The sequence below is a fragment of the Nocardiopsis coralliicola genome, from assembly GCF_054779695.1.
The window spans coordinates 61,122-87,220 of record NZ_BAAGXT010000025.1 but is presented as its reverse complement, the minus strand read 5'-3'; the positions used below and the strand labels follow the sequence as shown (position 1 = coordinate 87,220).

Here is a 26,099-nt window from a genome sequence, read left to right as displayed (position 1 = left end):
GCCAGCGCGGCTGGGAGGCGGCGGGCGCGCCGGGCCGGGGCTCCGGGCGGATCGGCGGGCGCGCGGGGCGGCCGGTCGGGGCCGGCCGATTCGGGTGCGGTCACCGGACCCTCCTCAGCCGCGGGTCCAGCACGGTGTAGAGCAGGTCCACGAGGAAGTTGATGAGCAGGACGGCGACGACGAGGACTAGAACGACGCCCTGCACCAGCAGCAGGTCGCGGTCGGCGACCCCGTCCAGGAGCAGGCTGCCCAGGCCGGGGATCACGAAGACCCGTTCGATGACGACGGCGCCGATGAGCAGTGTGGCGAGCTGCAGCCCGAGCACGGTGACCACCGGGACAGCGGCGTTGCGCAGGCCGTGGCGGAGCAGCGCGCTGACGGGGCCGAGGCCCTTGGCGCGCGCGGTGCGCATGTAGTCCTCGCGCAGCACGTCGAGCACCGCGGAGCGGACGTAGCGGGTGAGCACGGCGCCCTGCACCAGGCCGAGGGAGACGGCGGGCAGCACCAGGCGGGACAGGAAGGCGGCCGGGTCCTCCGCGGGCGGCGTCCAGCCGCCGGCCGGCAGCCAGCGCAGCTGCACCGCGAAGACGGTGATCAGCAGGATTCCGGCGAGGAAGTTGGGCACGGCGATGCCGACCTGGCTGATCCCGGAGAGGACCGTGCCGGCGGCGTCGCGGTGGCGCAGCGCCGCGGCAACGCCCAGCGGGACCGCGATGGCCAGCGCGATCACCATGGCCGAGCCGACCAGCCAGAGCGTGACGCCGAAGCGGTCGGCGATGCGCGGGCCGATCTCCTCGCCGTTGACGTAGGACCGGCCGAAGTCGCCGGTGGCGAGGCCGCCCACCCACTCGGCGTACTGCACGGCGGCGGGGCGGTCGGTGCCGAACTCGGCGTGCATGCGGGCGACGGCCTCTTCGGTGGCGCCGGTGCCCAGCGCGACGCGGGCGGCGTCGCCGGGCAGTACCGACAGGAACGCGAAGACGGCGGCGGTGGCGACGGCGACGCTGGCCGCGAACACCAGCGTGCGGCGCAGCAGCTGCAGGAGCATCCCCACCTCCGATCCCGGTCCTCGGCCGCGCCCGCCGCGCGCGGTGTGCCGTGTGCTCCCCCGCCCGGCGCGCGGGCGGGGCGGGCTCACCCCCAGGAGAGGGCGGTGACGTCGAAGGACTCGGTGACCCGGTTCTCGGGCAGGCCCTGCACCCGCGCGTCGGCGACGATCAGGCTGGGCTGGAGGTAGAGGAACACGGCGGCGACGTCCTCGGCGAGGATGCGCGACGCCTCCTCCATGTGCTCGGTCTGCTCGGCCTCGGTGCCGCGGTCGGCGGCGTCGAGCTCTTCGCGCAGGGCGTCGCTGTCGTAGCCCCAGTAGTAGTCGGGGTCGCCGAACATCGGCAGGTCGCGGCCCTCGGTGTGCTGGATGAGGGTGAGGTCGTAGTCGTGGCCGGAGAAGACGTCCTCCAGCCAGACCGCGGGGAACTCCAGCGGCTCGATCTCGGTGGTGATGCCGACCTCCTCCAGCTGCGACTGCACGACCTGGGCGGTGCTCATCGCGTAGGGGAGGTTGGGCACGCGGAAGTCGAGCGAGAGGTCGGTGGCGCCGGCCTCGTCCAGGAGCTCCTCGGCGCGCTCCGGGTCGTGCGGGTAGGTGCCGGTGAGGTCGGTGAACCAGGGGTCGGTGGGCGGCACCATGCTGCCGATGGCGGTGCCGTGGCCGTTCCAGACGGTGTCCAGGATGGCGTCGCGGTCGACGGCGTGCGCGATGGCCTGGCGGACCCTGTCGTCGGTGAAGGCCTCGCGGCGCTGGTTGAGGCCGAGGACGACCTCGCCGTTGGTGGTGCCCTCGATCAGGCGGAAGCGGTCCTCGGAGGTGAACCGCTCCAGGTCGTCGGCGGAGCCGATGGCGCTGACCACGTCGAGCTCGCCGGTGGACAGGGCGTTGCCGAGCGCGGTGGGGTCGTCGAAGTAGCGGAACTCGACTGCGTCCACGGCCGGGGCGTCGCCCCAGTAGTCGTCCCGGACGGCGAGCTCGATCGAGTCGCCGCGGGTGCGGTCGACGACGGTGTAGGGCCCGGTGCCGACCGGCTCGGCGGCGAGGTCGTCGACCCCGGTGGGGCTGAACATGGCGCCGACGCGGGTGGTCATCGCGTACAGCCAGCTGTTGCTGGGCTCCTCCAGCCGGATGCGGACCTCGGTGTCGGAGACCGGCTCGACCTCTTCGACGGCGTCCATCGCGTCGGCGACGGCGACCGTCCACTCCTCCTGGGCGCGCTCGATGCTGAAGGCGACGTCGTCGGCGGTGAAGGGGGCGCCGTTGGAGAAGGTGGCGCCCTCGCGCAGGGTGAAGGTGTACTCCGTGCGGTCCTCGGAGATCTCCCAGTCCTCGGCGAGGAGCGGCTCGATCTCGCCCTCCGGGCTGAGTTTGACGAGGCCCTCGTAGACGTTGCTGAGGAGCACTTCGGGGATGGCGACGCCGTCGTCCCGGGTGAAGTCGAAGCTGGCGGGCTCGGCGGTGAAGCCGACGGCGAGCGTGCCGGTGTCGTCGGAGCCGGCGCCCGAGCCGGCCGAGCAGCCGGAGAGCACCAGGGACCCCGCGCCGAGGGCACCCGCCCACCCCAGTAGTGCAGGGCTCCACCGCATCGGGTCCTCCTCAGCCGACGTCGGCCGCCGCCGGGTGCGCGGAGCCGGACGACGCACCACCTTGGCACCGGAGTCTGCGCCGGTCAAGAGGCGCTTCGTCACAGTGGCAGGGCGTGTGGGTACCGCTGCCAACGGAGAGTGGAGAACCGGGGACGCGGAGTGTCCGGCGGGCGCTCCGAGCTGCCGTGCGCCGGGCGGGAGCTCGGCCTATGCTCCCCGCCCCCCGCGGCCGCCGCAGGGTCCGGAGCGGCGCCGCACCGGGCGGCCGGTCCCGCCGCCTCCGCCCGGGCGGGCCTGTTACCGGGCGGCGCAGGCGGAGGGGAACACGTCGCGGTAGGCAGGGGCTCCGGGCGCTCCCGCGGCGGCGTAGACGCCGTGGGCGATGGCGCGGGCGAAGGTGGGTGCGGCGGCCGCGAGCAGCTCTTGGAACTCGGCGAAGTCCGGGGCGCGCTCGCCCGTGGACAGCGCGAAGACGGTGTCGCCGTCGACCATGGTGTGGGCGGGGCGCACGGCGCGGGCGAGGCCGTCGTGCGCGACGCCGGCGAGCTTCTGCGCCTGGGCCTTGGTGAGCAGCAGGTCGGTGGCGATGACGCCGATGGTGGTGTTGGCGGCGCCGCCTGCCAGGGCGCTCAGCGGCGCAGGGCCGGACCAGGCGGCGAGCTCGCCTGCCGCGGGCTGCGGCGCACCGCCGAATTCGCCGCCGACCTCGTCCTCGGCGCCGTAGACGGCGCCGGTGCGCGGGTCGACGGCGCTGCCGGCGCCGTTGGCCACGGCGAAAGCGGCCACCGTGGCCCCGGAGGACAATACGAGGCTGGCGCTGCCGGTGCCGCCGGCGAGGCCGCCGACGCGGGCCCCGGTGCCGGCGCCGACCGAGCCCTGCGCGGGTGCGGCGCCGGCGGGCAGTGCGAGGGCGGCGTCGTGGGCCTCGGCCCCGAGACCGGCCCCGGGGGTGGCGCGGAACCGGCCGCCGCGGCCCAGGTCGAAGATGACGGCGGCGGGCACGATCGGCACGACCTCGCCGGGACCGCCCATCCGGATGCCGCGGCCGGCGTCGGCGAGGCGCGCGACCACGCCGGTGGCCGCGTCCAGTCCGAAAGCGGAGCCGCCGCTCAGCACGACGGCGTGCGCGCGCTCGACGAGGTTGCGCGGGTCGAGCAGGTCGGTCTCGCGGGTGCCGGGCGCTGCGCCGCGGACGTCGACGCCGCCCACCGCGCCGGCTTCGGATGCCAGGACCACGCTGGTACCGGTGCGCCAGCCGTCCCCCACGCGCTGCGCGTGGCCGACGCTGAGCCCTGCGTCGGCGAGGGAGTTGGTGGGCCCGGTGCGCGGCTCGTCGGTCACTGTGCCTCCCGGCTGTCGGCTCTCCGGCGCTCGCCGGCGCGAGCGGTACGGACGCTGCGGCCCGCCACTGGACTGCACCCTAGCCCGCCCGGCTGAAGCACGGCGGTGTCCCCCGCGCGGCTAGCGCGGCCGGTAGGTCAGGTGGACGGCGCGCCCGGTGGCCACCGCGTCCTGCTGGGCGAGCAGGAGGCGCCGGTCGACGTGGTCGAACAGGCGGGTTCCGCCGCCCATGAGCACCGGCGAGAGGTGGATGCGCAGCTCGTCGACGAGTCCCCCGGCGACGGCCTGCCCGATCACCGAGGCGCCGCCCATGATGACCGTTTCGCGCGCGCCGGCCGCCGCGCGGGCGGCCGCGACGGCGTCGGCGACGCCGCCGGTGACGAAGGTGAATCCGCTCTGGTGGCGGGGGCTTCCGGGGGCCGCGTGGGTGACGACGAAGACCGGCGGGCTTGCGGGGATCTCCTGGTCGTAGGCGTAGCCGATCGCACCGTTCCAGCCGTGCGGGCCGTCGACGAAGTCGAACGTGCGGCGGCCCATGACGACGGCGCCGGTGGCCTCGGCCGCCGCCTCCATGAACCGGCGGTCGCCGGGCGAATCGTGCGAGGCGAACACCCAGTCGTGCAGCGCCTCTCCCCCGCGCCCCAGGCCGTGCTCCAGGTCGGGCCCGGGCCCGGTGACGTAGCCGTCCAGGGACATGGAGATGTCGGCGGCGACCTTGCTCGCGGCACTGCTCATGGCGGACCTTCCTCGAAGGGATCGGGCGGGGGAAGACAGGAGAAGAACGCGGCCGCCGACGCGGTGTCGCAGGCGGTCTTCAACGACAGGGTGGACGAGGCCGGGCTGAACCCCTGGGAGGCCAGGTCGACCGGGGTGCGCGCGCCCCATGTTCCGAGCGCGGCGAGGAGGGCTCCGGGGCGGCGCCGCGCGGGGTCGAGCGCGCGGGTGGCCCCGCAGGCATCGCCGCGACTGCACTTTCAGCAGTTCCCTTGCAAGAAACAAACCGTGTGGGGATTCCGTGGAAGGGCCGGATGGGATCGCCTCCGCCTGGCGGGCCTATTCGGTGCCTCCGTCAGCACGCGGGCGGGCCATCGCGGCGCTGGCGGCGCGCTCTTCGGCGCGGGCGCGGAAGAGGAACGCCACCCAGCTGCGATAGGGCCGCCACCGCTCGGCGTGCTCGGCGAGCCGGTCGACCGTGGCGGGGTCGCCGTCCGGGTCGGGCAGCCGGTAGGCGGCGGCCATCTCGCGCAGCAGCCGCGGCTCGTGGCGGGGGAAGACGTCGGGGTGGCCGGCGCCGCGGATCAGCACCAGCTCGGCGCCGAACGGCCCGATGCCGGGCAGCGCGCGCAGGGCCGCGAGGGCGTCAACGACCGGCAGGGCGCGCAGCGCGGCGGCGTCGAGGCGGCCGTCCAGCGCAGCGTCGGCCAGCCCGTGCAGCCGCTCGGTCTTGGCGGCGGGCAGGCCGGTGATGCCCTCGAGGGTGCGCAGCACTGCGGGGACGGGGAAGGCGTGTACCGGATCGCCCGCGACGTCGGCGGTGGCACCGTGCTCGCGTGCGATGCGCGCCTTGGCCTTGGCGGCCTGCGCCATGCGGACACGGGTGCCGATGACCGCCCAGCAGGCGGCCTCATACGGCGAGAAGAAGCACACGGGGCGCAGGCCGGGGTGGTCGCGCAGGAGGTCGGAGACGACGGCGTCGCCGGCGGCGGCGGCCGGGAAGTCGGAGCCGTCGACGTCGAGGGAGAGGATGCGGGCGAGCTGGCTTCGGGCCGCGCCCGGATCGGGCGCCGGTGCGCCGGGCGGGGCAGAGAGCTCCGCGGTGACGGCGGGCGCGTCTTCGTCCCGGCGGCCCGGGCCGCCGGGCCCGCGCAGGGCGGCGCCGACGACGGAGGCGGCGTCGTCGGCGGGAAAGGCGATGCGCAGGACGCCGCCGCTACTGGCTTCGTAGGCGGCGGGCGCGAACCCCTCCAGGAAACGGGCGCCGGCGGCAAACGAGTAGGGCCCGGTGGCGGCGATCCCGATGCCGGTCACCGCCGCCCTCCTGCCATCGCGCTCCCGGGACCGGACGCTGCCGCCATGGGGCCTCCCCGCTGAATAACCAGGTGAACAGCGGATACTACGCTCCGAAACCAGACGCGCACGGGCGCCGCACCGGACCCGCCCGCGGAACGGAAGCGGCGCGGGCGCACAGGACTGCAGCCGCCTGCCGCCTCGCCCGGCTCCGCGGACGCGGATCTGCCCCGGTTCGGGCCGCCGGAGCGCCCTTTCCACCGGCATCGGGCGGTCGCACGGCGGAGCCGCGGCGCCGATGTAAGGGTGAAGAAAGGCGGGGCGGACATCCTGGGGCCATGCGGGAGCGCGGTCCGGGGCGGTCATGGAGGAGGGCCTCGGGCCAGCGCTTCCGCTGTCCGGCCGGCGGGGGGACACTGGTCGGAGCGGGGGCGGGCGGCCCGGGACTCGGCCGCCCGCACACCATCGGGGAGGGACCGTGCAGCGGCGAACCGCCCAGCGGTTATTGGCCGCGGCCATCGCGCTCACCGTTGCCGCGACGACCGCCGCCGTGGGCATCGGCATCGGCGCCGGGATGCTGGCCGCCGTACTGGGACTGGCAGGGACCTGGTGGGTGTGCGTGGCGTGCTGGCGCGTGGCGCGCCGGCCGAAGCTCTTCCGGCTGGTCTGCGCGCCGCTCGGCCAGGTGGGCGGGGCCTTCGTGATGCTCGGCGCCGGCTACGCCGCCGCCGAAGCAGTCCAGACGCGCGCCTTCGGCGATCAGCTGCTCGGCGGGCTCGGCGCGTGGAGCATCGGCGCGGGGATGTTCGTCCTCACGTCCGTCCTTTTCGCCGGCTTCCTCCGCACCCCCTCCTTCTCCCACCCGGGAGCCGCCGGCGTGTGACGCCTGCGCCGCGGACACGCGCCCCCAGACAGGAGCAGCCATGACCGAGTACATGTTCGACAGCGCCACCGACCTGGGTAAGGAGCAGCTCACCCTGCTGGAGGAGCTGTACGACCCGCCGACGGTCGCAGCGCTGGAGGCGGCGCAGGTCGGCCCGGGCGCCACCTGCCTGGACCTGGGGGCCGGCGGGGGCAGCATCAGCCGCTGGCTGGCCCGGCGGGTCGGACCGTCGGGCCGGGTCATCGCCGCCGACCTGGTGCTCGACCACCTCGCGCCCGGCCCCGACGTCGAGGTCCGCCAGCACGACATCGGCGACGGCGTGCCCGCCGGCGGCCCGTTCGACCTGATCCACGCCCGGCTGCTGCTGATGCACCTGGGCCGGCGGGAGGAGATCGTCCGGCAGCTGGTCGCGGCGCTCGCACCGGGCGGGCGGCTGGTCATCGGCGAGGTCAGCGGCCTCGGTGAGGTGGTGGCGGCCCCCACCGGCGACGATGCCGCCCTTTTCGCGCGGGTACGCGACACCGCGCGCAGCGTCGCCGGCGCCCAGGTGGCGCTCGACTTCGACTGGGTCTACCGGGCCGAGGCGTGCATGCGCGAAGCCGGCCTGACCGACCTCTACAGTGCCTCCTACTCCGCCACCCTGGGGGGCGGCAACTCCCCCGCCCGGCTGGCGTGGAACTACTTCGCCCAGGCGATCCCGCTGGTGCGCGCCGCCGGCGTCACCGACGAGGAGCTGGCGCGGTTCCGCGCCCTGCTGCACTCCCCCGAGTTCCGGGCCTGGTTCTTCGAATACCGCACCATCCGCGGCCGCCGCCCCTGAACCGGGCCGCAGGGCCGGCGTGCACCCTGGTCGAGCGGCAACGGCAGCGGCGGGGCGGGCACGCGGCCCGCCCCGCCGCTGGGGTTCGGGGTCAGCAGTCGCCGCGGGACTGGGTGAGGTCGCAGAGGGCGTCGGTGTCGGACCAGGACAGCGACGTGCGGGCGTTGCTGCCGAGCGGGCGGGTGGCGGTGACGGTGGTGCCGGCGCCGGAGTCGTCGGCGATCCACGCGCGCACCTCTGAGTCGCCGGACGTCAGCACGTAGAACGGGCGCGGGACGGGCGAGGCGCCCGCGTCGGGGCGGGTCCACCAGTCGGTGCCCTGCGCGGCGGCGGGGTCGACGTAGAGGCAGTCGTGCCCGGATCCGCCGTAGAAGCAGCGGCGCGCCTCGGCGCCGCCATAGCGGCCGACGCCGTCGTCGGCGACGACGCCGTCCAGGGCGCGGTTGTAGACGTCTTCGCAGGCGCCGTCGTCGCAGGCGTGCCACGGCGTCCAGGCGTCGGCGCGGGCGTCGGCCGGCGCGCTGCCGCCGTTCACGTTGGAGCAGTAGCGGTCCACGATCTCGGGGGCGACCTTGCCGGCCGCCCACTGGGCGTCGATGGCCTGGCCGGCGTCGTTGCCGGCGCCCATGCCGGCCGAGTCGAGCTGCCAGAGGCCGACGCCGGGGTTGAAGAACAGGCCGTCGCGGCCGGAGGGGTCGTAGAGGCCGTCCTGGTTGTCGTAGCGGGACAGGGTCATCGGGGAGGGCGCGTCGGTGGAGCCGGCGGCGACCTCGGGCCAGACGGGGGCGAGGGTGAGCGCGGTGGCCTCGTCCGCGCTGACGCTGCAGGCGGCGCCGGACGCCGCGTCGGCGGCGGCGCTCTCCGCGGCGGCCAGGGGCTCGGCGCCGAAGGTGAGGTCGCCGGGGGCGATCGGCGCCTGCGCGCGCTTGGCTTCGGCGACGGCCTGCCCGGTGGTGCCGCCGGGCGGCACGGCGGCGGCCGCGGGCAGCGGCGCGGTGAGCGCGAGGGCGGCTGCGGCGGCCAGCGCGGCTGCGGTGCGCAGCGGGGCGCGGCCGGAACGGGGTCTGCGTCGGAGCGGGGGTCGGGGGAATCTGCTGGTCATCGGTCCACCTCGTGAGCGGGTTGAGGAGGTGAGGGCGGACGCCGGCGCGGCCGCGTCGGAATCCTTCGCCCTCGCGGATGAAACCGAAAAAGACTGACACGCCCGGTGAGGGCGGCACAACCCCGTGAAGCGGCCCCGATTGGCCGCCGCTACCGCTCCCTCCGGGGCTCCCGTGCCCGGTGGCGGCCGGTGGGGCACACGGGCGCACCCGGCCGCCAGGCCCATGGCCGGATCCGGCAACCCGGATCCGGCCTCCGGGATCGGCTCACCGCTCCAGGTCGCGGCGCAGATGCTCGGCGGTGACCGACCCGGGGTGGCCGAGCAGGTCCGCCGGGGTGCCGGAGAACAGCACCCGGCCGCCGTGCCGGCCGCCGCCCGGCCCCATGTCGATGACGTGGTCGGCGTGCTTGAGGACGTCCAGGTCGTGCTCGACGAGCACCACGGTGTTGCCGGCGTCCACGATGCGGTCCAGCAGGCCGAGCAGGGTGCCGACGTCGGCCATGTGCAGCCCGGTGGTCGGCTCGTCCATGATGAGCAGCTGCCCGGTGTCGCCGAGCCGGGTGGCGAGCTTGAGCCGCTGGCGCTCGCCCCCGGACAGGGTCGCGAGCTCCTGGCCCAGCGTGAGGTAGCCGAGCCCCACCTCGCACAGCGACGCCATGGCGCGGGCGATGCGGCGCTCACCGCGGCCGGTGAAGAACCGGCCGGCCTCCTCGGCGGTGAGCGCGAGGACGTCGACGATGCTCTTGCCGCGCAGGGTGTGCGCGAGCACGGCCGCGTCGTAGCGGGTGCCGCCGCAGGTGTCGCAGGGCGCGGTCACCGGGTCGAGCATCGCCAGCTCGGTGGTGGTCTCGCCGCGTCCGCCGCACGCGCCGCAGGCTCCCTTGGAGTTGAAGGAGAACAGGCCCGGCTCGGCGGAGTTGGCGTCGGCGAAGCGCTTGCGGACGGCGTCCATCACGCCGAGGTAGGTGGCCGGCGTCGAGCGGGACGACGCGCCGATCGCGGACTGGCCCACCACCACCGCGTCCGGGTGGGCGGCCGCGAGGGCGCCGGCCACCAGGGAACTCTTCCCCGACCCGGCGACTCCGGTGACCGCGGTCAGCACCCCGGTGGGGAACTCCGCGGCCACGCCGCGCAGGTTGTGCAGGTCGGCGCCTTCGACGCGGAGGACTCCGGCAGGGGTGCGCGGCTGCTCCTTGAGGCCCTTCCGGCGGCGCAGGCAGGCGCCGGTGGCGGTGTCGGCGGCGCGCAGCCCCGCGACGCTGCCGGCGTAGACCACCTCGCCGCCGTGCGCGCCGGCGCCCGGCCCCAGGTCGACGACGTGGTCGGCGGCGGCGATGACGTCCCGGTCGTGCTCCACGACGAGGACGGTGTTGCCGCGGTCGCGCAGGTCGGCCAGGAGCCGGGTGAGCCGCCCGACGTCGTGCGGGTGCAGGCCGGTGCTGGGCTCGTCGAAGACATAGGTGAGCCCGGTGAGGGCCGAGCCGAGGTGGCGCACCGTGGTGATGCGCTGCGCCTCCCCGCCGGAGAGGGTGGCGGTCGCCCGGTCCAGGCTGAGGTAGCCGAGCCCGATGTCGGACAGGCGCCGCACCGCCTGGGCGGCGGCCGCCGCGATCGGCGTCCCCTGCGGGTGGTCGACCGCCTCGAGTACGCCGAGGAGGTCGTCGACCTCCATCGCGGTGAGGTCGGCGATGCTGCGCCCGTCGATGCGGGAGCCCAGAGCGGCGGGGTTGAGCCGCTGGCCGCCGCAGTCGGCGCAGATCCCGTCGGTGGTGACGGCCTCCACCGCGGCGCGGCTCCGCTTGCTCATCGTGGAGATGTCCCGCAGCAGGTACAGGCGGCGGAAGCGGTCCTCCAGGCCTTCGTAGGTGAGGGAGAAGGCGCTTTCGCCCTCGCCGACCGGGATCGTGGTCTTTCCGTCGCGCCCGCCGCGCAGCAGGTTCTCCCACTCCTGCCCGGAGTAGTCGCGCAGGGGCTTGTCCGGGTCGACCAGGCCGGTGCGGCCGTAGGCGGCATAGGGCACCACCGAGGAGGACAGCAGCGGGAAGAGGACTGCCCCCTCGTTCAGGGAGAGCCCGGTGTCGAAGAACGCGCTGTGGTCCATGCGCACGGCCCGGCCGAGCCCTTCGCAGCCGGGGCACATGCCCATCGGGGTGTTGAAGGAGTAGGCCGAGGACGGGCCGGCTGACGGGGCGGCCGCCCGGGAGAAGAGCAGGCGCAGCAGCGGATGGATGTCGGTCATGGTGCCCACAGTGGAGCGGGCGTTGCCGCCGGGCGGGCGCTGGTCGACGACCACGGCCGGGGTGAGGTCGGCGATCCGGTCGGCCTCGGGCTTCTCGTAGCGCGGCAGCATGCCCCGGATGTGCAGCGGATAGGTCTCGTTGAGCTGGCGGCGCGACTCCTGGGCCAGGGTGGCGAAGACGAGGGAGGACTTGCCGGAGCCGGAGACACCGGTGAAGACGGTCAGCGCGTTCTTGGGGATCTCCAGGGAGATGTCGCGCAGGTTGTGCTCGCGGGCGCCCTCCACCACGATCGGCGGAGCTGCGGCGCCGCCCGGCAGGGCGGTGCTGGGGACGGCGGAATCGGGCGGGGCGGAGTCGGGCACAGCGGTCTCCCATGGGGGTGGTTCGCGGAGCGGGCCCGGCAGCCGGGCGGTCTGGGCGGCCAGCGGGCCCAAGGCGGCCGGCGGGCAGCGCGGCGGCGGCCGAACCGGGGCGCGGCCGGTCGGCGGAAGCCCCATCCTGCGGCCAGGGATCCGGGAAGGCAAACGCGAACGTGACGTTCATGTTTTTGCTGACCTGCGCAAACACGGCGGCCTTGCGCGGCTTCAGCGGATACGGCGGGGCCTGATCCGGACACGCCGGCCGCGCCTGCGGGCCCCGCCGCCCGGCCCTCCTGCAGGCGGGGCGGCCCCTCCCCTGCCCTGCCGGGCGGTACCGGCGCCCATCCCCGCGCCGGCGCGGCCGCCCGGTGCGGTGCCGCCGCGCAGCCATCGACGGAGGGCCCGGTGGGGGCTATCCTCCCGGGGATGGAACCGGTGGAGTCGGGTGAGGGCGGCAGCGTCGCCGCGGCAGGACGGCTGAGCGGCGCGGTGCATGCCGCTGCGCGGGTCCTGTGGGACTTCCACGCCGCGCCGGCCGCCGGCGGCGACCCCGGCGCTGACGGCGCGGACATCGTCCTCGCCCTCGGCAGCCACGACCTGCGCGTCGCCGAATACGCGGCCCGGCTGTGGAAGGCCGGCTCGGCACCGCTGGTGGTGTTCTCCGGCGACCGCGGACGGCGCACCGGCGGATCCGACGGGCACGCCCGCTGGGAGCGGCGCGAAGCCGAGGTGTTCGCCGACGTCTCGGCGCTGCCCAGCACGGCCGTGCTGCTGGAAGCCTCGGCGACCAACACCGGCGAGAACTTCGCGCGCTCGCGGGCGCTCTGCGCCGAGCAGGGCGTCTCCGTCGCGAACGCGGTGGCGACGGCCAAGCCCTACATGGCGCGCCGGGCCCTGGCTACCGCCCACGTGCACTGGCCGGGCACCGCGTGGACGTTCCGCGCCTTCGGCGGCGGCTACGACGCCTACCCGGGCGCACTGTATGACCCCGAGGAGCTGGTCTGCTTCCTGGTGGGCGACCTGCACCGGCTCGCGGTCTACCCGCGGCGCGGCTGGTGCGCGCCGACGGAGTTCCCGGACGGCGTCGCCGACGCCTTCGAGCACCTGATCGCGGCCGGCTTCACCGACCACCTGGTCCCGGGCGAGCCCATCGACCTGCACTGAGCGCGGAGCGGCCGGCCGCTCCGCGCCGGTTTCGCCCGGCGCCGCCGCTGCGGGAGGCGCCGGACGCTCAGCGCGCTCCGGCCCGCGTAGCCGGGCCGGCTACTCCTCCGCGCCGGAGAGGGCGGAGTCGAGGGCGGCGGCGTTCTCCTCGCGGCGCTCGAAGACGTTGTTGGCCATCTCGTTCATCTGCTTGAGGACCTTCTTGCGCGGGCGCGCGGCGAGCCGGTCGATGTAGAGCCGGCCGAAGGTGTGGTCGGTCTCGTGCTGCAGGCAGCGCGCGAAGTAGCCGGTGCCCTCGACCTCGACGGCGCGGCCGTCCTTGTCGAAGCCGGCCACCCGGGCGTACTCGGCGCGCGGCAGCTCGGCGTGCGGGCCGGGGACGGACAGGCAGCCCTCGTTCTCGACCACCAGCGGGTTGCCGTCGGGGTCGCGCTCGGCGAGCACCGGGTTGACGATGTGGCCGACGTGGCGGACGCCGTCGTCGTCGGGGCAGTCGTAGACGAACAGCCGCAGGTCGACGCCGACCTGGTTGCCGGCCAGGCCGACACCTTCGGCGACGTACATGGTGCGGAACATGTCGTCGACCAGCTGCGCCAGTTCGGCGCCGCCGAACTGGTCCGCGGCGACGTCGCGGTTGGCGCGGTGCAGGACGTCCTCGCCGACCACGGTGATCCTGCGGACGCTGCCGCGCAGCGCCTCCGGTGCCAGCTCGGGGTAGTCGTCCACCGGGGCGCCCATGAGGTGCACCCGGCGGTCGGCGGTGGTCTCGCTGCTGGCCTGCTCGGACATGCGCTGGTTCGCTCTTTTCCCGGGTCGCGTGGGGTACTGGGGGCGCGCCACCGGGGGCCGCGCGCGGGGACCTTCGCAAAATAGCATAAAGACGCAGGTCACGCGGTGCCGCCGGCGGCGGTTCCGGCCGGGGTGCGCCCCGCCCTGTGGCGCGCCCGGGCCGGGCTTGAGGGCACCCCCCTATCATGCGGTGCATGGAGCAATTGAGCGGCAAGCAGGCCACCTGGACGTTCGACGAGGAGAAGGTCCGCATCGAGTACGCGAAGGGCTGGCTGTCCTCACCGCTCAACAAGGCGCTGGGCCGCACCGAGGTGCCGCTGGCCGGGGTGGCCGGCGTCGACTTCCACCGCCCGCCGGGCAAGAAGAAGGGCTGGGAGCTGCGGCTGCGGATCCAGGGCACCGACCCCTTCGTGGAGGCGGGCGCGGCGCTCGCCGGCCACGACCCGTTCCTGCTCACCGGTGATGCCAAGAGCGAGCTGCTCGCCGAGTACCACGCCGACCAGATCCGCTTCCTCGCCGAGCAGGCCCGGACCGCCGGACCGCCGCCGGAGGGCTTCCCGGCGGACCTGGCCGCCCCGCTCCCGCTGCACATCCAGGTCCACGAGGGCACCGCCGCGTTCAACGGGGAGCGGCTGGTGTTCACCTGGTCGAGCGAGGCTCCGTCGGAGAAGCGGTCCGCGCAGCGCCGCGAGTTCCCGCTGTCGGACATCGGCACACTGGAGTGGACTCCGTCGGACGGCTGGGACTACGGCGTGCTGCGCGTGGTGCCGCAGGACGGCGCGCCGGCGAACAAGAAGAAGCCGGTTCCGCCGAAGCGGGACCTGTCCTGCCTGCGCTTCGACGAGGGCGCCGAGCAGGCGCAGGCGCTGCTGATGGCCGCCACGGTCACCGCGCACCTCGCCGGGGGCACCGCGGCCTCCGCCGCGGCTCCGCGCCCGGCCCTGGCCGGCGCGGCCCCCGCGGCACTGGCCGAAGGGGCCGCCCCGGAACCGGACCGCGACCCGGAGAGCGAGGCGGTCATCGCCCGCATCCGCAAACTCGGCGCCCTGCACGCCGAGGGGGTCCTCACCGACGAGGAGTTCCGCACCAAGAAGGCCGAGCTCCTCGACCGCCTGTAGCTGCACCCGGGAGCCCTGCGGAGGGTGCGCCCTAGGGCAGCGAGGCGACGGCCTCGATCTCGACCAGCTGGTCGTCGTAGCCCAGCAGGGCGACCCCGAGGAGGGTGGCCGGCGCGTCGTGGCCGCCGAACGCGGCGCGCACCACGTCCCAGGCGCGGACCAGTTCCGCCTGGTCCGAGGTGGCGACGTAGACGGTGAACTTGACGACGTCGGTCAGCGCCGCACCGGACGCGTCCAGGGCGATCTCGAGGTTGACCATGCACCGCTTCGCCTGCGCTTCGGCATCGCCCGGCGCCACGGTGGCGCCGTCCTCGTCCAGCGGGCAGGCGCCAGCGGTGAAGATCGTCCGCCCCCGGGTGGCGGCGGCGTAGGCGTAGTCGACGGTGTCGGTGAGCCGGGGGTCGCTGTGGACCAGGTCGATGTGTTCTTCTGCGTGGCTGCTCATCGTGGCCGAGCCTAGACGAGGCGCCCCGACGGCTTCCACGGGGATTCCCCCGCAGCGCGGGCCCCGCCGCCTCAGCGGAACCAGCCGTTGCCTTCGGTGAAGCAGCGGATCAGGTAGTCGCGCAGGGAGACGACGGCGAGGCGGCGGCGGTCGGTCTCGTGGTCCCAGACGACGATGCCGGGGCCGTAGTCGGTGTGCACGTAGGCGAACTGCGGCCCCATGTCGCTGTCGCCGAAGAAGATCATCTCGTCGAAGGGCGCGTAGAGCTCCAGGTAGTCGGGCTCATCGCGCATCGCCAGGTTGTCCTCGACAAGCCGCTGGACCGGCCAGACGACGGCGTCGCCGTACTCGTTGAGCACGCCGTCGGTCTCCCGGAGCAGGGAGGCCAGCTCGAACGGCACCGGCAGGGACAGCTCCGCCTCCACCTCGGCCAGCATCGCCTCGTCGGCCGGCGCCGCGGGCTCGGCCGCCGGATACAGGTCAACGATCAGTTCTCGCCACACAGGGGAAATCATCACAGGTCGGTCCGGTGTGCGGGAAACCGGCGGCGGCGCGCCGCCCGGATCCCCCCGACTTCCGGACCGCCCGACCGGACCCAAGCGCGCCACTTGTCCACCCCCGCCCCACTTCACCCTGCTGCCCCGCCCGTATCCCATCCTGGACCGGCGGCCGGAGTGTCGGATACGCCACGCCGACCCGGGTTCAGTGTGCATCGGGCGGGGTCTGTGGAATATCCTGCAGGAGCCCTCCGTTGGGGGGTGTGTGCGGGCCGGTGCGGTAGAAAGTGTCCCCCGGGCTCCATTCAATGCCTTCGCGGAATACCGCGCCGGGCACGGCCTCCGGGCCGGCGCCCCGGCGGACTTCGGAGCCGCGTTGCGCCCCGCGCCGTGAGGCGACCGCCGTATCGGCCCGCACTCTTCTTCTTCCGCCCCGCTGTCCCGACCGGGACGGCGGGGCGCTGCAGTCCTCCCTGCTGGTGCGGATCGTCCGGCTCCCGGCGCAATCGCCCGGTTGCAGCGCCCGCAGCGGACATCTCGGCACACCTGCGGCCCTGCCCGGTGCGGCCCGTTCTGCGCCATGGGCCGGGACACTCCCTACTCTGCCGATACTCCCCCTCCCGGCGTGCGCGCGTGCTCAATGGTGGTGTCCCTCCGCTTCTGCGACGAGGAGTGCCGACCGTGTTCCAGTTCCACCGCCGACGGGCCTGCGCCCTGATCGCCGGCGCCGCGCTGGTGTTCTCTGCCGCGCCTGCGCCCGCTGCCGCCCAGAGCTACCCCGGATACACCACGAGCCGCTACGTCACGCTGGGCGGCGACGACGCCGCGGCCGCCCGCACGGCCGGCTGCGCCGAGGGCGAGACGGGCCGCAGCGGCCCGCGCATCCTCTTCTTCGGGACCCAGGAGAAGGGCGGAAAGCTCCGCCACCCCGGCACCAGCAAGGGCAGCTCGACCGAGCGCGCGGCATCCCAGCGCGCCGCTGAGGCCGCCGAGGCGTGGGCGGCCGGCTTCACCGACTGCGCGAAGTCCGGCGCAGAAGCCGATCTCGCGCTGGGCGTCAACAACAAGTCCGACGGCGGCGTCTCCGGCGCTGCGGCCGGCAAGGCGTGGGCGAAGGTCGTCGACGGCGTCTCCGGGACCGGCGCGGTAGAGGTCGTCGGCGCCTTCGACGCCGAGCCGTCCTGGTCCAAGGCGGCCTGGGCGCGCGACTGGGTGGACGCCTACACGGCCGCGTCCTCAACGCGGCTCTACGCGGCGAACTCGGCCGACGGCTGCCCGCAGTACGGGTCGGGCTCCACCTCGTGCAGCAACGGCTGGAAGCTCGGCGACCTGCACTACGTGGCGACCGGAGCCTCCTCGAAGATCCACGCGGTGCCGCAGATCTACCGCACCGACGGCATCCAGGCCCGGCAGTGGGCGGCGATCAGCGCCTGGGGCGCGGAGTCGGGCAAGGGCAAGCTGCGGGTGGCCGGTTCGATGTCGCAGCGCATCGCCTGCAACCAGCGGGGCGGCTGCACGGGCACGAACAACACGGCCAAGGCCGCCTGGACGCAGCTGCGCGACGAGCTCAACGCGCACTCCGAGACCGCGATCGGCGACCTGCGCTACGCCACCGACATGCGCTGGCCCTGAGCGCTCCCGCTACTCCGCACCGCGGCCCCGCGGGTTTTCGGTTCGCCGAATCCCGCGGGGCCGCGGTGCTGCGCAGGGCTTCCGGAGCGGCAGCGGCGGTCCACTGCGGGCCCGGGCCCCGGGCCGTCCGCAGGGCCCACCGGACGGCACCCACCGGGCCGCTCAGCCGCGGCCGAGGAAGGGCATGCCGGTCGCGGCGATCGTCGTGAAGGGCACGGAGACACTGAGCGGCAGGGCGGCGATGTCGGCGACGGCGGTGCCGACATGAGCGGCGTCGAAGACCGGTTCGGGCGCGCGGCTCCCGTCGGCCTGCAGGGTGCCCGCGGCGATCCCCGCCGTGGCATCGGTGGCCGCATTGCCGATATCGATCTGGCCGCAGGCGATATCCAGCCCGCGCCCTTCCAGGGCGAGGGCTTTGGTGAGCCCGGTGACGGCGTGCTTGGTCGCGGTGTAGGCCACCGACTGCGGCCGCGGGACCTGTGCCGACACCGATCCGTTGTTGATGATGCGTCCACCGGCCGGCTCCTGGGCGCGCATCACGGCGAACGCCTCGCGCGCGCACCAGAACGCTCCGGTGAGGTTGACGTCGACGGTGTCCCGCCAGGCTGCGTCGGACACGGCGCCGACCGGCGCGGGCGGCGGCAGCACGCCGGCGTTGTTGAACAGCAGGTCGACGCGGCCCCAGCGGCCGGTGACCGCGCCGAACAGGGCGCGCACCGCGTCCGGGTCGGCGACGTCGGTCGGCACGGCCAGCGTGCGCTCCGCGGCGCCGCCGGCCCGGCCGGTGCCGCCCGGGCCCGCACCGCCCCGGTCCGCTGCGGCCGCGGTCGCGGCGAGCCGGTCAGCGCGGCGCCCGGCGAGCGCGACCGACCAGCCGCGGGCGAGCAGTTCGGTGGCGACGGCCCGGCCGATGCCGCTGCCGGCACCCGTCACGACCGCGATCCGGCCGCTCCCCTGCCGGCTGTACCCCTGCATGCGCCCTCCCTGCCCGGCGTGCTGCGCCTGCGGGCGCCCCGGTGCGGAGCTGCGCTGCGCGGCGCTGCTGCGTGTGCCCGGACCCTATCGGGCGGCGCTCCGGGCGCTCGGGGCCCCGCCGCCGGGCACAGCACGGTGCAGCACTCCGAGCGGCGTGGGGCTGGCACCACCGACCCGCTGCACCGCAGGGGCCAGAATGGTGGGGAGCGCGCCGCCGCGACCGGCGGCGGGCCCCGGCGCCCGCCGCACCCGTCCACCGCCCCCGACCGAGGAAGTGCGCATGTACAGCAGAGACCGCCCCGTCGCCGGCCGCATCGCGCTGCTGGCCTGGTCGCTGCTGTTCATCCCGCTCGCGGTCGCCGGCCTGGTGCTGGCGGTGCTGTTCCTGGTCGCGCTCGCCCTGTCGGCGGTCTGGATCGGGCTGCCGATCGCGGTCATGCTGAGCCCGCTGGTGCGCGGGTTCGCCGACACCTACCGCCGCGTGCTGGGCCAGTTCCTGCCGGAGGGTCCCATCCCGTCGCCGTACGGCCCCGAGCAGGGGCTGCTGCGCCGGCTGCGCAACACGGCGCCGTCGCACATGGCGTGGCGGGACATGACGCTGGGCCGCCGGGTCGGCGCGACCTTCGCCGCCTCCACCACCTGGCGCGACCTGGCCTGGCTGCTGTTCAACGGCACCCTCGGCCTCATTCTCGCTGCGCTGCCCGCGGCGATCGCGGCGCACGCGGTCTTCGAGCTCCTCATGGCGCTGCTGCTGTGGCGGTTCATGCCGTGGTATGGGCTGGTGCTGTTCGACAACCAGTTCGGCGCACTGCTGCCGCTGGCCGCGTCCGCCGCGTTCCTGCTGCTGTTCTGGTTTGCCGGGCCGCCGCTCATGCGGGCGTTCGCCCGCTCCAGCCGGTGGCTGCTCGCCCCGACCGAGAAGGACCGGTTGACCGCCCGGGTCGAGCACCTGGCGACATCGCGCGCCGAGACGATCGACGCCCAGGCGTCCGAGGTGCGCAGGATCGAGCGCGACCTGCACGACGGCGCGCAGGCGCGGCTCGTCGCGCTCGGCATGAACCTGGGCATGGCCGAGGAGATGCTGGACGCCGACCCGGCCACGGCGCGGCGGATGCTGACCGAGGCGCGTGAGACGACCCGCACGGCGCTCACCGAGCTGCGCGACCTGGTGCGCGGCATCCACCCGCCGGTGCTGGTGGAGCGCGGGCTGGACGGCGCGGTGCGCGCGCTGGCCGTCTCCCAGCAGCTGCCGATCGCGGTCGACATCGAGCTGCCGGGGCGGCCGCCGGACCCGGTGGAGTCGGCCGCCTACTTCGCGGTGGTCGAGCTGCTCACCAACGCCGCCAAGCACGCGGGGGCCTCGCGCGCCTGGGTGCGGATCAACTACGGGCGCGGCCGGATGGTGATCACGGTCGGCGACGACGGGGCCGGCGGCGCCGACGCCGCCGGCGGGACCGGGCTGTCCGGCATCGTCAGCCGCCTGTCCGCATTCGATGGCACTATGAGCCTCGTCAGTCCGAGCGGCGGGCCGACCATCGTGACCATGGAGCTGCCGTGCGTGTTGTCATCGCCGAAGACCTCGCCCTCCTGAGGGAGGGGCTGATCCGCCTGCTGGAGGGGCATGACTGCACCGTGGCGGCCGCCGTGGGCAGCGGCCCCGAGCTGCGCACCGCGCTGCTGGAGCACCGCCCCGACGTCGCGGTGGTCGACGTGCGCCTTCCGCCCACCTTCACCGACGAGGGCCTGCAGGCCGCGATAGAGGCCCGCGCCGAGGTGCCGGGCCTGCCGATCCTGGTGCTGTCGCAGCACGTGGAGCCGCTGTACGCGCGCGAGCTGCTCTCCGACGACCGGGGCGCGGTGGGCTACCTGCTCAAGGACCGGGTCTTCGACGTCGGGCAGTTCATCGACGCCGTCCGCCGGGTGGCCGACGGCGGCACCGCCATGGACCCCGCCGTCATCTCCCAGCTTCTCGCCAAGCACAGCGACGACGGCCCGCTGTCCGCCCTCACCCCCCGCGAGCGGGAAGTCCTGGGCGAAATGGCCGAGGGCCGCTCCAACACCGCCATCGCCGGCCGCCTCTTCATCACCGACAAGGCCGTCTCCAAGCACATCAACAACATCTTCACCAAGCTCGACCTGCCGCCGTCCAACGACGACAGCCGCCGCGTACTGGCGGTGCTGGCCTACCTCGACAACCGGTAGCCCGCCCAGCGCAGCCCGTCCGGACCGGAACCGGCCGCCCGCCACCGGTGTCCGGGAGCCTTGACCTGGAGCGGGGTCCAGGTCGCAGGGTTGGGGCCATGGAGACACTGAAGCTAGGCGGGAACGGTTCCGGGCTGCCGATGGCGCTGGGGGCGATGTATTTCGGGACGCGGGTGGCGGAGGGGGCCGCGCACCGGCTGCTCGATGCGGCGGCGGACTCCGGCGCGGTCCTCTGGGACACGGCGAACAACTACGCGTTCTGGGCCGGCGGGACCGGGGACGAGTCGGAGGAGGCGCTGGGCCGCTGGTTCGCCGCGCGGCCGGGCGGCCGGGACCGCATCGCGCTGGCGTCGAAGGTCGGTGCACGCCCGCGGCCCGGGACGGCGAGCCTGGACCATGCGCTGGGGCTGTCGGCGCCGTCGGTGCGGGAGCAGGTCGAGGCGAGCCTGCGGCGGCTGCGGACCGACCGCCTCGACGTGCTCTACGCCCACATCGACGACACCGCGGTGCCGCTGGCGGAGACCGTCGGCGCCCTGCAGGAGGAGGTGCGCCGCGGCACGGCCGTGCGGATCGGGTGCTCCAACATCACCCGGCCGCGGCTGGCAGAGGCGCTGGCGGCCGCGGGCAGCGGTCCGCGGTACGGGGTCCTGCAGCAGCGGTTCACCTATCTCACCCCGGTTCCGGGGGCCGATCTGGCACCGCACGTGCTGCTCGACGACGGCCTCGCCGACTTCGCGGCCGCCGAGGGGGTCGCACTGACCGGCTACTCCGCCCTGCTCAGCGGCGCCTATACGCGGGCTGACCGCCCCGTGGACAGCGCCTACCGCCACGGCCGCACGGCGGCGCAGCTGGCGGCCCTGGACCGGGCGTCGGCGGCGACCGGGCTCGACGCGGGCCAGGTGGTGCTGGCCTGGATGGTCCAGCGGGAGCGGCCGGTGCTGCCGGTGGTGGGCGCCTCCACCGCCGGACAGCTGGCCTCGGCCGTGGCGGCGGTGCGCACGCCGCTGCCGGCCGGAGTCGCCGCCGCCCTCGACGCGGCCCGGACGGCGGCGCCGTGACGGAGCCGTACACGATCGGCGGGGTCGCCGAGCGCCTCGGGCTGAGCATCGACGCGCTGCGCTACTACGAGCGCGTCGGCGCCGTGCCGCCAGCCCGGCGGGATGGTGCCGGCCGCCGCCGGTACAGCGCCGAAGACGTCCACCTGCTGGAGGTCCTGCTGCACCTGCGCGACACCGGGATGCCGCTGGCCGGCATCGCCGAGTTCACCCGGCAGGTGCGCCGCGACCCCGACGGCGTGGCGGAGCGGCTGGCGCTGCTGCGCGAGCACCGCGGGGCCATCCAAGCACGCATGGACGGCCTCGCCCGCTCGCTGGCGGTGGTCGACGGCAAGATCGCCGACTACAGCGCGCGGCTGGGCGGCGGACGCGGCGATCCGGCCGCGGATGCCCGCGCCGGGGATGCCTGATGCCCCGGCGCCGCCCGGGCGGCGCCGGGCCCGGTGCTTGAGGATCCGACCCTGCCTCCGCGGGGCGCTACCACCGAGGACCTGCATCCGGCGCAACTGGTGCCGGCGCCGTGCCCCACAGCGGTCGGCACCATCTCCGGCGGCGGCGCGAAGCGGGTGCCCGCCGCGCGCACCAGGGGCCGGGCGGCCCCCGCCTGCAGGCCGCGGACTCCAGGCGCACGGAGCGGGCGGGGCCCGCGCCGCCAGAGCGCTGCGGCGGCAGGGTTGGCCGGAGACCGCCGGCCCGCGCAGGCAGCCGGGGCGGGGTGCCCCGTCAGGGCGTCACGATCGGGAAGTCCGGGTCGGGCGGGTCGAGGAGGGCTCTCAGGCGGGCCAGTGCGCCCGCGTCGCCCTCGTGGTCGACGGGTTCGTCGCTGCCGCCGAGCAGGATCCGGGCCAGCTGCATGCGGGTGGCGAAGACGGTCACGTCGGCGCCGCCGCCCCTGGGGTCGGCGCAGTGGATCAGCGCACCGTTGGAGAGCAGGGCGCGGTGCCGGGTCCCGTCGTCGTTCAGGACGATGTCGATGACCGCGGACTCGCGCGCGGCGCGCGGCCCGTCCAGCCGCACGGCGGCCGCGTCGAGGATCTGCTCGGCGCTGAGCGCCGCAGCCAGCCCATCGGAGATGCGGATCGGTGTCGGCGCGATGCCGCCGCGCAGCTCCTGGGCGCCGGTCAGATAGAAGTTCCGCCAGGTGGCGCACTCGGCGCCGTGGCCCAGCCGGGTCAGCACGCCGGCCAGGACGGTGCGGGCCCGCTCATCGCTGGGCTCGGCGAAGACGGCGTGCGAGGCGAGTTCGGCGGCGAAGCGCAGGTCGCCCTCCTCCGCGAACTCCTCGGCGCGCTCGATCAGTGCAGCCGTGCCGCCGAAGGCGCGGGCGTAGCGCCGGGCGCGCTCGGCGGGCGGGTGCTGCCACAGGGTGGCCGGGTTGCCGTCGAACCAGCCCATGTAGCGCTGGTAGACGGCCTTGACGTTGTGCGAGACGGAGCCGTAGTAGCCGCGGACGCTCCACACCGCCTCCAGGCTCGGCGGCAGGCGGAGGTCTTCGGCGATCTCGGTGCCGGTCTCGCCGCTGTTCATCCGGCGCACCGTCTGGTCGTGCAGGTAGGCATAGGTGTCGCGCTGCTCGCCGAGGAAGCGGCGGATCTCCTCGCCGCCCCAGGTCGGCCAGTGGTGCGAGGCGAAGGCGACGTCGGCGCGGTCGCCGAACAGCTCGATGGACTGGTTCAGGTAGCGCGACCACGCGCGGGCGTCGCGGACCTGCGCGCCGCGCAGGGTTAGCAGGTTGTGCAGGGTGTGGCAGGCGTTTTCGGCCATGCACAGCGCCCGCCGGTCCGGCAGCAGGAAGTTCATCTCGGCGGGCGCCTCGGTGCCGGGAGTGAGCTGGAACTCGAAGCGGACGCCGTCGAGCACCTCGGTCTGCCCGGTGCGGGTGATGTCGAGGTTGGGCGGGATCAGGCCGACGGCGCCGTGCGACGTGGCGGGCCCCAGTCCCATGCCGACGCTGCCTTCCGGGCCCGGCGCCACCGGCGCGGCGGAGAAGTAGGCGCCGCGGCGGAGCATGGCGGTTCCGGCGTCGACGTTCTCGGCTGCGGCGAAGGCCATGAAGTGCTCGGGGGCGGCGATGGGCAGCACGCCGGCGTGGGCGTCGGCCGGGTCGGCGACGCCGAGGACGCCGCCGAAGTGGTCGACGTGGCTGTGCGTGTAGACGACGGCCGTCACCGGCCGCTCGCCGCGGTGCGCGCGGTACAGGTCGAGGGCGGCGCCCGCCGTCTCGGCGCTGACCAGCGGGTCGACGACGACCACGCCCGCCTCGCCTTCGATGAGCGTCATGTTGGACAGGTCGAGGCCGCGGACCTGGTACACGCCGTCGGCCACCTCGAACAGGCCGCCTTCGGCGGCGAGCCGGGACTGGCGCCACAGGCCGGGGTGGACGGTGTCCGGCGCGTCGCCGTCCCCACCGAGGAAGGCGTAGCCGCGCATGTCCCACACGGTGCTGCCGTGCTCGTCGGCGACGTGGTCGGGGACGGGGGCGATGAAGCCGCGCGCGGCCGCAGCGGCGTCGCCGCCGTCCGGGCCGGAGCGGTCGTCGCCAGCGGTACCGGGCAGCGGGATTCCGGGGGTTCCGGTTTCGGTTGAACGGGGCACGGCGCGTCCTCTCGGGAGCGGGCCGGCTGGCCCGGCCCTCACCGTGCGGACTACCCGGAACCGCTTCCGCCGACAGTCAAGCGCGCCCCAAAGCGCCCGTCGCCGGGGCCCGGAGGCGAGTCGGGTCAGGGGTGCTTCAGGCCGGCGTCGGACGCGGGGCGGGCGGCGCTGTACAGGCCCTCGATCTCGTCGGCGAAGGCGCGCAGCACGGCGTCGCGGCGGACCGTGCCGTCCGGCAGCAGCAGGCCGCTCTGGACGGTGAACTCCTCGGGCAGCACGTGGAAGGCGCGTACCGCCAGCGGCGCCGGCATCGACACGTTCGCCTCGCCCACCGCGTGCTCGATCTCGCGCTGCACCTCCGGGTCAGCGGCGATCTCGGCGGGGGTGTGCGACAGCGGCCGGCTGCGCACCAGCCGCCAGTGCTCCAGCTGTTCGGCGGCCAGGGTGATGAGCGCCGTGCAGTAGGGGCGGCCGCGGCCGACCACGGCGACCTGGCTGATCAGCGGGTGGGAGCGGATCCGCGCCTCCAGGCCGGCGACGAGTTCGTCGGCCGAGGGGCGCCGCTCGGCGGGGGGCGGCGCCTGCGGGCGGTCGTGCCGTGCGGGCGGGTTCGGCCCGCCGGTGCTCTGCGGCCGGGACTGGCGGGGTGCGGACTGCTGCGGCAGGCCCGGGGCAGCCGGGTGCGCGGGTGGCGGCTGCGGCGCGGCCACCCGGACCGGGCCGGTGCACGCCTGCGGCCGGATCCGGCCGGTGACCTCCAGACGGCCCTCGTCGTCGAGCACGCCCTCGTGCCCGGTGGCCAGCCAGCCGCCGGCGAACGCGGAGCGGCTCGCATCGGGGTCGTTCCAGTAGCCCGCGAAGACGCCGGGGCCGCGCACCAGGACCTCGCCGCCCTGGCTGAGTGCGACCTCGGTGCCGTCCAGCGCCCGGCCCTCGGTACCGGCGCGCCGGTCGCCGGGCGCGCTCGCGGTGGCGGCGCCGCCGCTCTCGGGCACTCCGAAGACCCGCACCAGCGGGATGCCGGCGCCGTTGTAGAAGTGGTCCAGCTCGGCGGTGGGGCCGCCGGTGGCGACCAGCAGTTGCACGCGGCCGCCGAGGCCGTCGCGGAAGCGGGCGTAGGCGCTGTCGTACATGGCCATCGAGACGCGCTTCCAGGCGCCGCGGCGGCCGGTCCTGTCGTACTCGGTGGCCAGGTGCACTGCGGCGCCGAAGGAGCTGTTGGTCTCCCAGCCGCCGCTGTAGGCGCGGCGCTCCTCGGACCGGTACAGCGCCGCGAGCGATCCGGCGCCAGTGACGATGGCGGCGGGCTTCAGCGCGCGGGCCTCCTCCACCAGCGGGGTGCGCGGGTCGGCGAGGGCGACCCGCACCTGGGCCTGCAGGCAGGCGGCCACGGCGGCCTGGCCGAACGCGTCGGCGAGCGGAGCGCGGACCAGGGCTCCGGCGGAGCGCGCCGCGGCGTCCAGGGCGGGTGCGAAGCGGCGCGCGGCGGCGCTGGCGGCCGCGATCCGGTTGCCGTGGCCGAGGACGGCGCCGCGGGGGCGCACATCGGTGCTGATCGGGTAGCACAGCACGGCCGGATCGGCCGGCGTCGTCTCCTCCAGGCGCTGCCGGACGGCGGAGGGCTCCATGTAGGCGCCGGGGCGGGTGAGGGCATCGGTGCCGTCCGGGCCGTCCAGCCGCACGACGCGGCCGAGGTCGGGGAGCTCGCGGGCGGCCCGCGCGGCTGCCGCGGCGCGGCGGCCGTCCTGCAGGACGACGGCGGCGGGGCGGCAGTCCCGCAGCACGTGCAGGAACCGGGCTTCGGCGCAGGTGTCGGGCAGGGCGACCAGCACGGCGCGCACAGCCCAGACGGCGTAGTGGACGACGAGGTGCTCGTAGCGGGCGTCGGCGGCGACCACGACCCGGTCGCCGGCGCCCACCCCGGCGCCGATGAGGCCCTTGGCGACGGCGGTGACGTCGCCGAGCATCCGCGCTGCGGAGACCGGCTCCCAGCCGTCGCCGGTGCGGCGGGCGGCGACCTCGGCGCCGGGCCGCTCCTCGGCGGCCCGATAGCAGACCTCGGCCAGGTTCCGCGGGGCAGCGGGCTCCCGGCCGTCTCCGGCACCGCTCCGCGCCATGCGCCGCCCCTTCCAGTCGCCCGCGTCTCGGATCGAGCCCACTGTGCCGCCGCCCGCACCCCCCGTCAACCCGCACCGGAATTGCGCAACCGCGGGTGATCAGCGCAGTTCAAGGAGTCCA

General features: G+C 75.3%; 22 protein-coding genes. 9 read left to right on the top strand and 13 right to left on the bottom strand.

Annotated elements, in window-relative coordinates:
- Positions 1–100 precede the first annotated feature (100 nt).
- The 5 genes from ACYVGT_RS17875 to ACYVGT_RS17855 form a co-directional block, all read right to left on the bottom strand.
- Positions 101–1,048 (bottom strand): ABC transporter permease, encoded by a 948-nt coding sequence (locus tag ACYVGT_RS17875; protein ID WP_460859755.1) that lies wholly within the window; start codon positions 1,046–1,048, stop codon positions 101–103.
- Positions 1,049–1,134: 86 nt separating this feature from the next.
- Positions 1,135–2,637: an ABC transporter substrate-binding protein gene (locus ACYVGT_RS17870; RefSeq protein ID WP_460859754.1), complete on the bottom strand. Its 1,503-nt coding sequence runs from the start codon at positions 2,635–2,637 to the stop codon at positions 1,135–1,137.
- A 297-nt stretch (positions 2,638–2,934) separates the two neighbouring features.
- Entirely contained in the window at positions 2,935–3,978 is a 1,044-nt protein-coding gene (locus ACYVGT_RS17865) for a P1 family peptidase (RefSeq protein ID WP_460859753.1), read from the bottom strand.
- Positions 3,979–4,098: 120 nt separating this feature from the next.
- Positions 4,099–4,713, bottom strand: coding sequence for a dihydrofolate reductase family protein (locus ACYVGT_RS17860; protein WP_460859751.1), 615 nt, complete (start codon positions 4,711–4,713; stop codon positions 4,099–4,101).
- Between the two features lie 318 nt (positions 4,714–5,031).
- Positions 5,032–6,006 carry a DNA-3-methyladenine glycosylase family protein gene (locus ACYVGT_RS17855; protein ID WP_460859748.1) on the bottom strand — a complete coding sequence of 325 codons (975 nt, stop codon included), beginning with the start codon at positions 6,004–6,006 and terminating at the stop codon, positions 5,032–5,034.
- Positions 6,007–6,463: 457 nt separating this feature from the next.
- Between ACYVGT_RS17855 and ACYVGT_RS17850 the strand changes: the two genes are divergently transcribed.
- Positions 6,464–6,868, top strand: a complete 405-nt coding sequence (locus tag ACYVGT_RS17850) for a hypothetical protein (RefSeq protein ID WP_460859746.1) — start codon at positions 6,464–6,466, stop codon at positions 6,866–6,868.
- Between the two features lie 40 nt (positions 6,869–6,908).
- Positions 6,909–7,688 (top strand): methyltransferase domain-containing protein, encoded by a 780-nt coding sequence (locus tag ACYVGT_RS17845; protein WP_460859744.1) that lies wholly within the window; start codon positions 6,909–6,911, stop codon positions 7,686–7,688.
- A 91-nt stretch (positions 7,689–7,779) separates the two neighbouring features.
- Here ACYVGT_RS17845 and ACYVGT_RS17840 read toward each other — a convergent pair whose 3' ends face one another.
- Together ACYVGT_RS17840 and ACYVGT_RS17835 are read right to left on the bottom strand one after the other, a co-directional pair.
- Positions 7,780–8,790: a hypothetical protein gene (locus ACYVGT_RS17840; RefSeq protein WP_460859743.1), complete on the bottom strand. Its 1,011-nt coding sequence runs from the start codon at positions 8,788–8,790 to the stop codon at positions 7,780–7,782.
- 265 nt (positions 8,791–9,055) lie between these two features.
- On the bottom strand, positions 9,056–11,392 hold the full coding sequence (locus ACYVGT_RS17835; RefSeq protein WP_460859742.1) for an ATP-binding cassette domain-containing protein: 2,337 nt from the start codon (positions 11,390–11,392) through the stop codon (positions 9,056–9,058).
- 423 nt (positions 11,393–11,815) lie between these two features.
- On the opposite strand from ACYVGT_RS17835, the gene ACYVGT_RS17830 reads away from it, so the two are divergent.
- Positions 11,816–12,553, top strand: a complete 738-nt coding sequence (locus tag ACYVGT_RS17830; RefSeq protein WP_460859741.1) for a YdcF family protein — start codon at positions 11,816–11,818, stop codon at positions 12,551–12,553.
- A gap of 99 nt (positions 12,554–12,652) precedes the next feature.
- Here ACYVGT_RS17830 and def read toward each other — a convergent pair whose 3' ends face one another.
- Complete coding sequence (gene def, locus ACYVGT_RS17825; RefSeq protein WP_460859740.1) at positions 12,653–13,342, bottom strand: peptide deformylase; 690 nt, start codon at positions 13,340–13,342, stop codon at positions 12,653–12,655.
- 194 nt (positions 13,343–13,536) lie between these two features.
- Between def and ACYVGT_RS17820 the strand changes: the two genes are divergently transcribed.
- On the top strand, positions 13,537–14,460 hold the full coding sequence (locus ACYVGT_RS17820; protein WP_460859739.1) for a DUF4429 domain-containing protein: 924 nt from the start codon (positions 13,537–13,539) through the stop codon (positions 14,458–14,460).
- Between the two features lie 31 nt (positions 14,461–14,491).
- On the opposite strand, the gene ACYVGT_RS17815 is transcribed toward ACYVGT_RS17820, so the two are convergent.
- Both ACYVGT_RS17815 and ACYVGT_RS17810 read right to left on the bottom strand, forming a co-directional pair.
- On the bottom strand, positions 14,492–14,905 hold the full coding sequence (locus ACYVGT_RS17815) for a RidA family protein (protein WP_460859737.1): 414 nt from the start codon (positions 14,903–14,905) through the stop codon (positions 14,492–14,494).
- 71 nt (positions 14,906–14,976) lie between these two features.
- The gene (locus ACYVGT_RS17810; RefSeq protein ID WP_460859735.1) at positions 14,977–15,420 is read right to left on the bottom strand and encodes an SMI1/KNR4 family protein; all 444 of its coding nucleotides are present in this window, start codon (positions 15,418–15,420) and stop codon (positions 14,977–14,979) included.
- Between the two features lie 663 nt (positions 15,421–16,083).
- Between ACYVGT_RS17810 and ACYVGT_RS17805 the strand changes: the two genes are divergently transcribed.
- The gene (locus tag ACYVGT_RS17805) at positions 16,084–17,034 is read left to right on the top strand and encodes a hypothetical protein (RefSeq protein WP_460859734.1); all 951 of its coding nucleotides are present in this window, start codon (positions 16,084–16,086) and stop codon (positions 17,032–17,034) included.
- A gap of 162 nt (positions 17,035–17,196) precedes the next feature.
- Here ACYVGT_RS17805 and ACYVGT_RS17800 read toward each other — a convergent pair whose 3' ends face one another.
- The gene (locus tag ACYVGT_RS17800) at positions 17,197–18,009 is read right to left on the bottom strand and encodes an SDR family oxidoreductase (RefSeq protein ID WP_460859733.1); all 813 of its coding nucleotides are present in this window, start codon (positions 18,007–18,009) and stop codon (positions 17,197–17,199) included.
- Positions 18,010–18,289: 280 nt separating this feature from the next.
- On the opposite strand from ACYVGT_RS17800, the gene ACYVGT_RS17795 reads away from it, so the two are divergent.
- From ACYVGT_RS17795 to ACYVGT_RS17780, 4 genes are all read left to right on the top strand, one after another.
- Positions 18,290–19,600 (top strand): sensor histidine kinase, encoded by a 1,311-nt coding sequence (locus ACYVGT_RS17795; protein ID WP_460859732.1) that lies wholly within the window; start codon positions 18,290–18,292, stop codon positions 19,598–19,600.
- Positions 19,564–20,211 carry a response regulator transcription factor gene (locus ACYVGT_RS17790; RefSeq protein WP_460859731.1) on the top strand — a complete coding sequence of 216 codons (648 nt, stop codon included), beginning with the start codon at positions 19,564–19,566 and terminating at the stop codon, positions 20,209–20,211. The genes ACYVGT_RS17795 and ACYVGT_RS17790 overlap by 37 nt, the downstream gene beginning before the upstream one ends.
- 98 nt (positions 20,212–20,309) lie before the next feature.
- Positions 20,310–21,269, top strand: a complete 960-nt coding sequence (locus tag ACYVGT_RS17785) for an aldo/keto reductase (RefSeq protein WP_460859730.1) — start codon at positions 20,310–20,312, stop codon at positions 21,267–21,269.
- The gene (locus ACYVGT_RS17780; protein WP_460859729.1) at positions 21,266–21,676 is read left to right on the top strand and encodes a MerR family transcriptional regulator; all 411 of its coding nucleotides are present in this window, start codon (positions 21,266–21,268) and stop codon (positions 21,674–21,676) included. The genes ACYVGT_RS17785 and ACYVGT_RS17780 overlap by 4 nt, the downstream gene beginning before the upstream one ends.
- A 313-nt stretch (positions 21,677–21,989) precedes the next feature.
- On the opposite strand, the gene ACYVGT_RS17775 is transcribed toward ACYVGT_RS17780, so the two are convergent.
- Positions 21,990–23,822 (bottom strand): alkyl/aryl-sulfatase, encoded by a 1,833-nt coding sequence (locus ACYVGT_RS17775; protein ID WP_460859760.1) that lies wholly within the window; start codon positions 23,820–23,822, stop codon positions 21,990–21,992.
- A gap of 164 nt (positions 23,823–23,986) precedes the next feature.
- Positions 23,987–25,978, bottom strand: a complete 1,992-nt coding sequence (locus ACYVGT_RS17770; protein ID WP_460859727.1) for an AMP-binding protein — start codon at positions 25,976–25,978, stop codon at positions 23,987–23,989.
- Between the last annotated feature and the right edge of the window lie 121 nt (positions 25,979–26,099).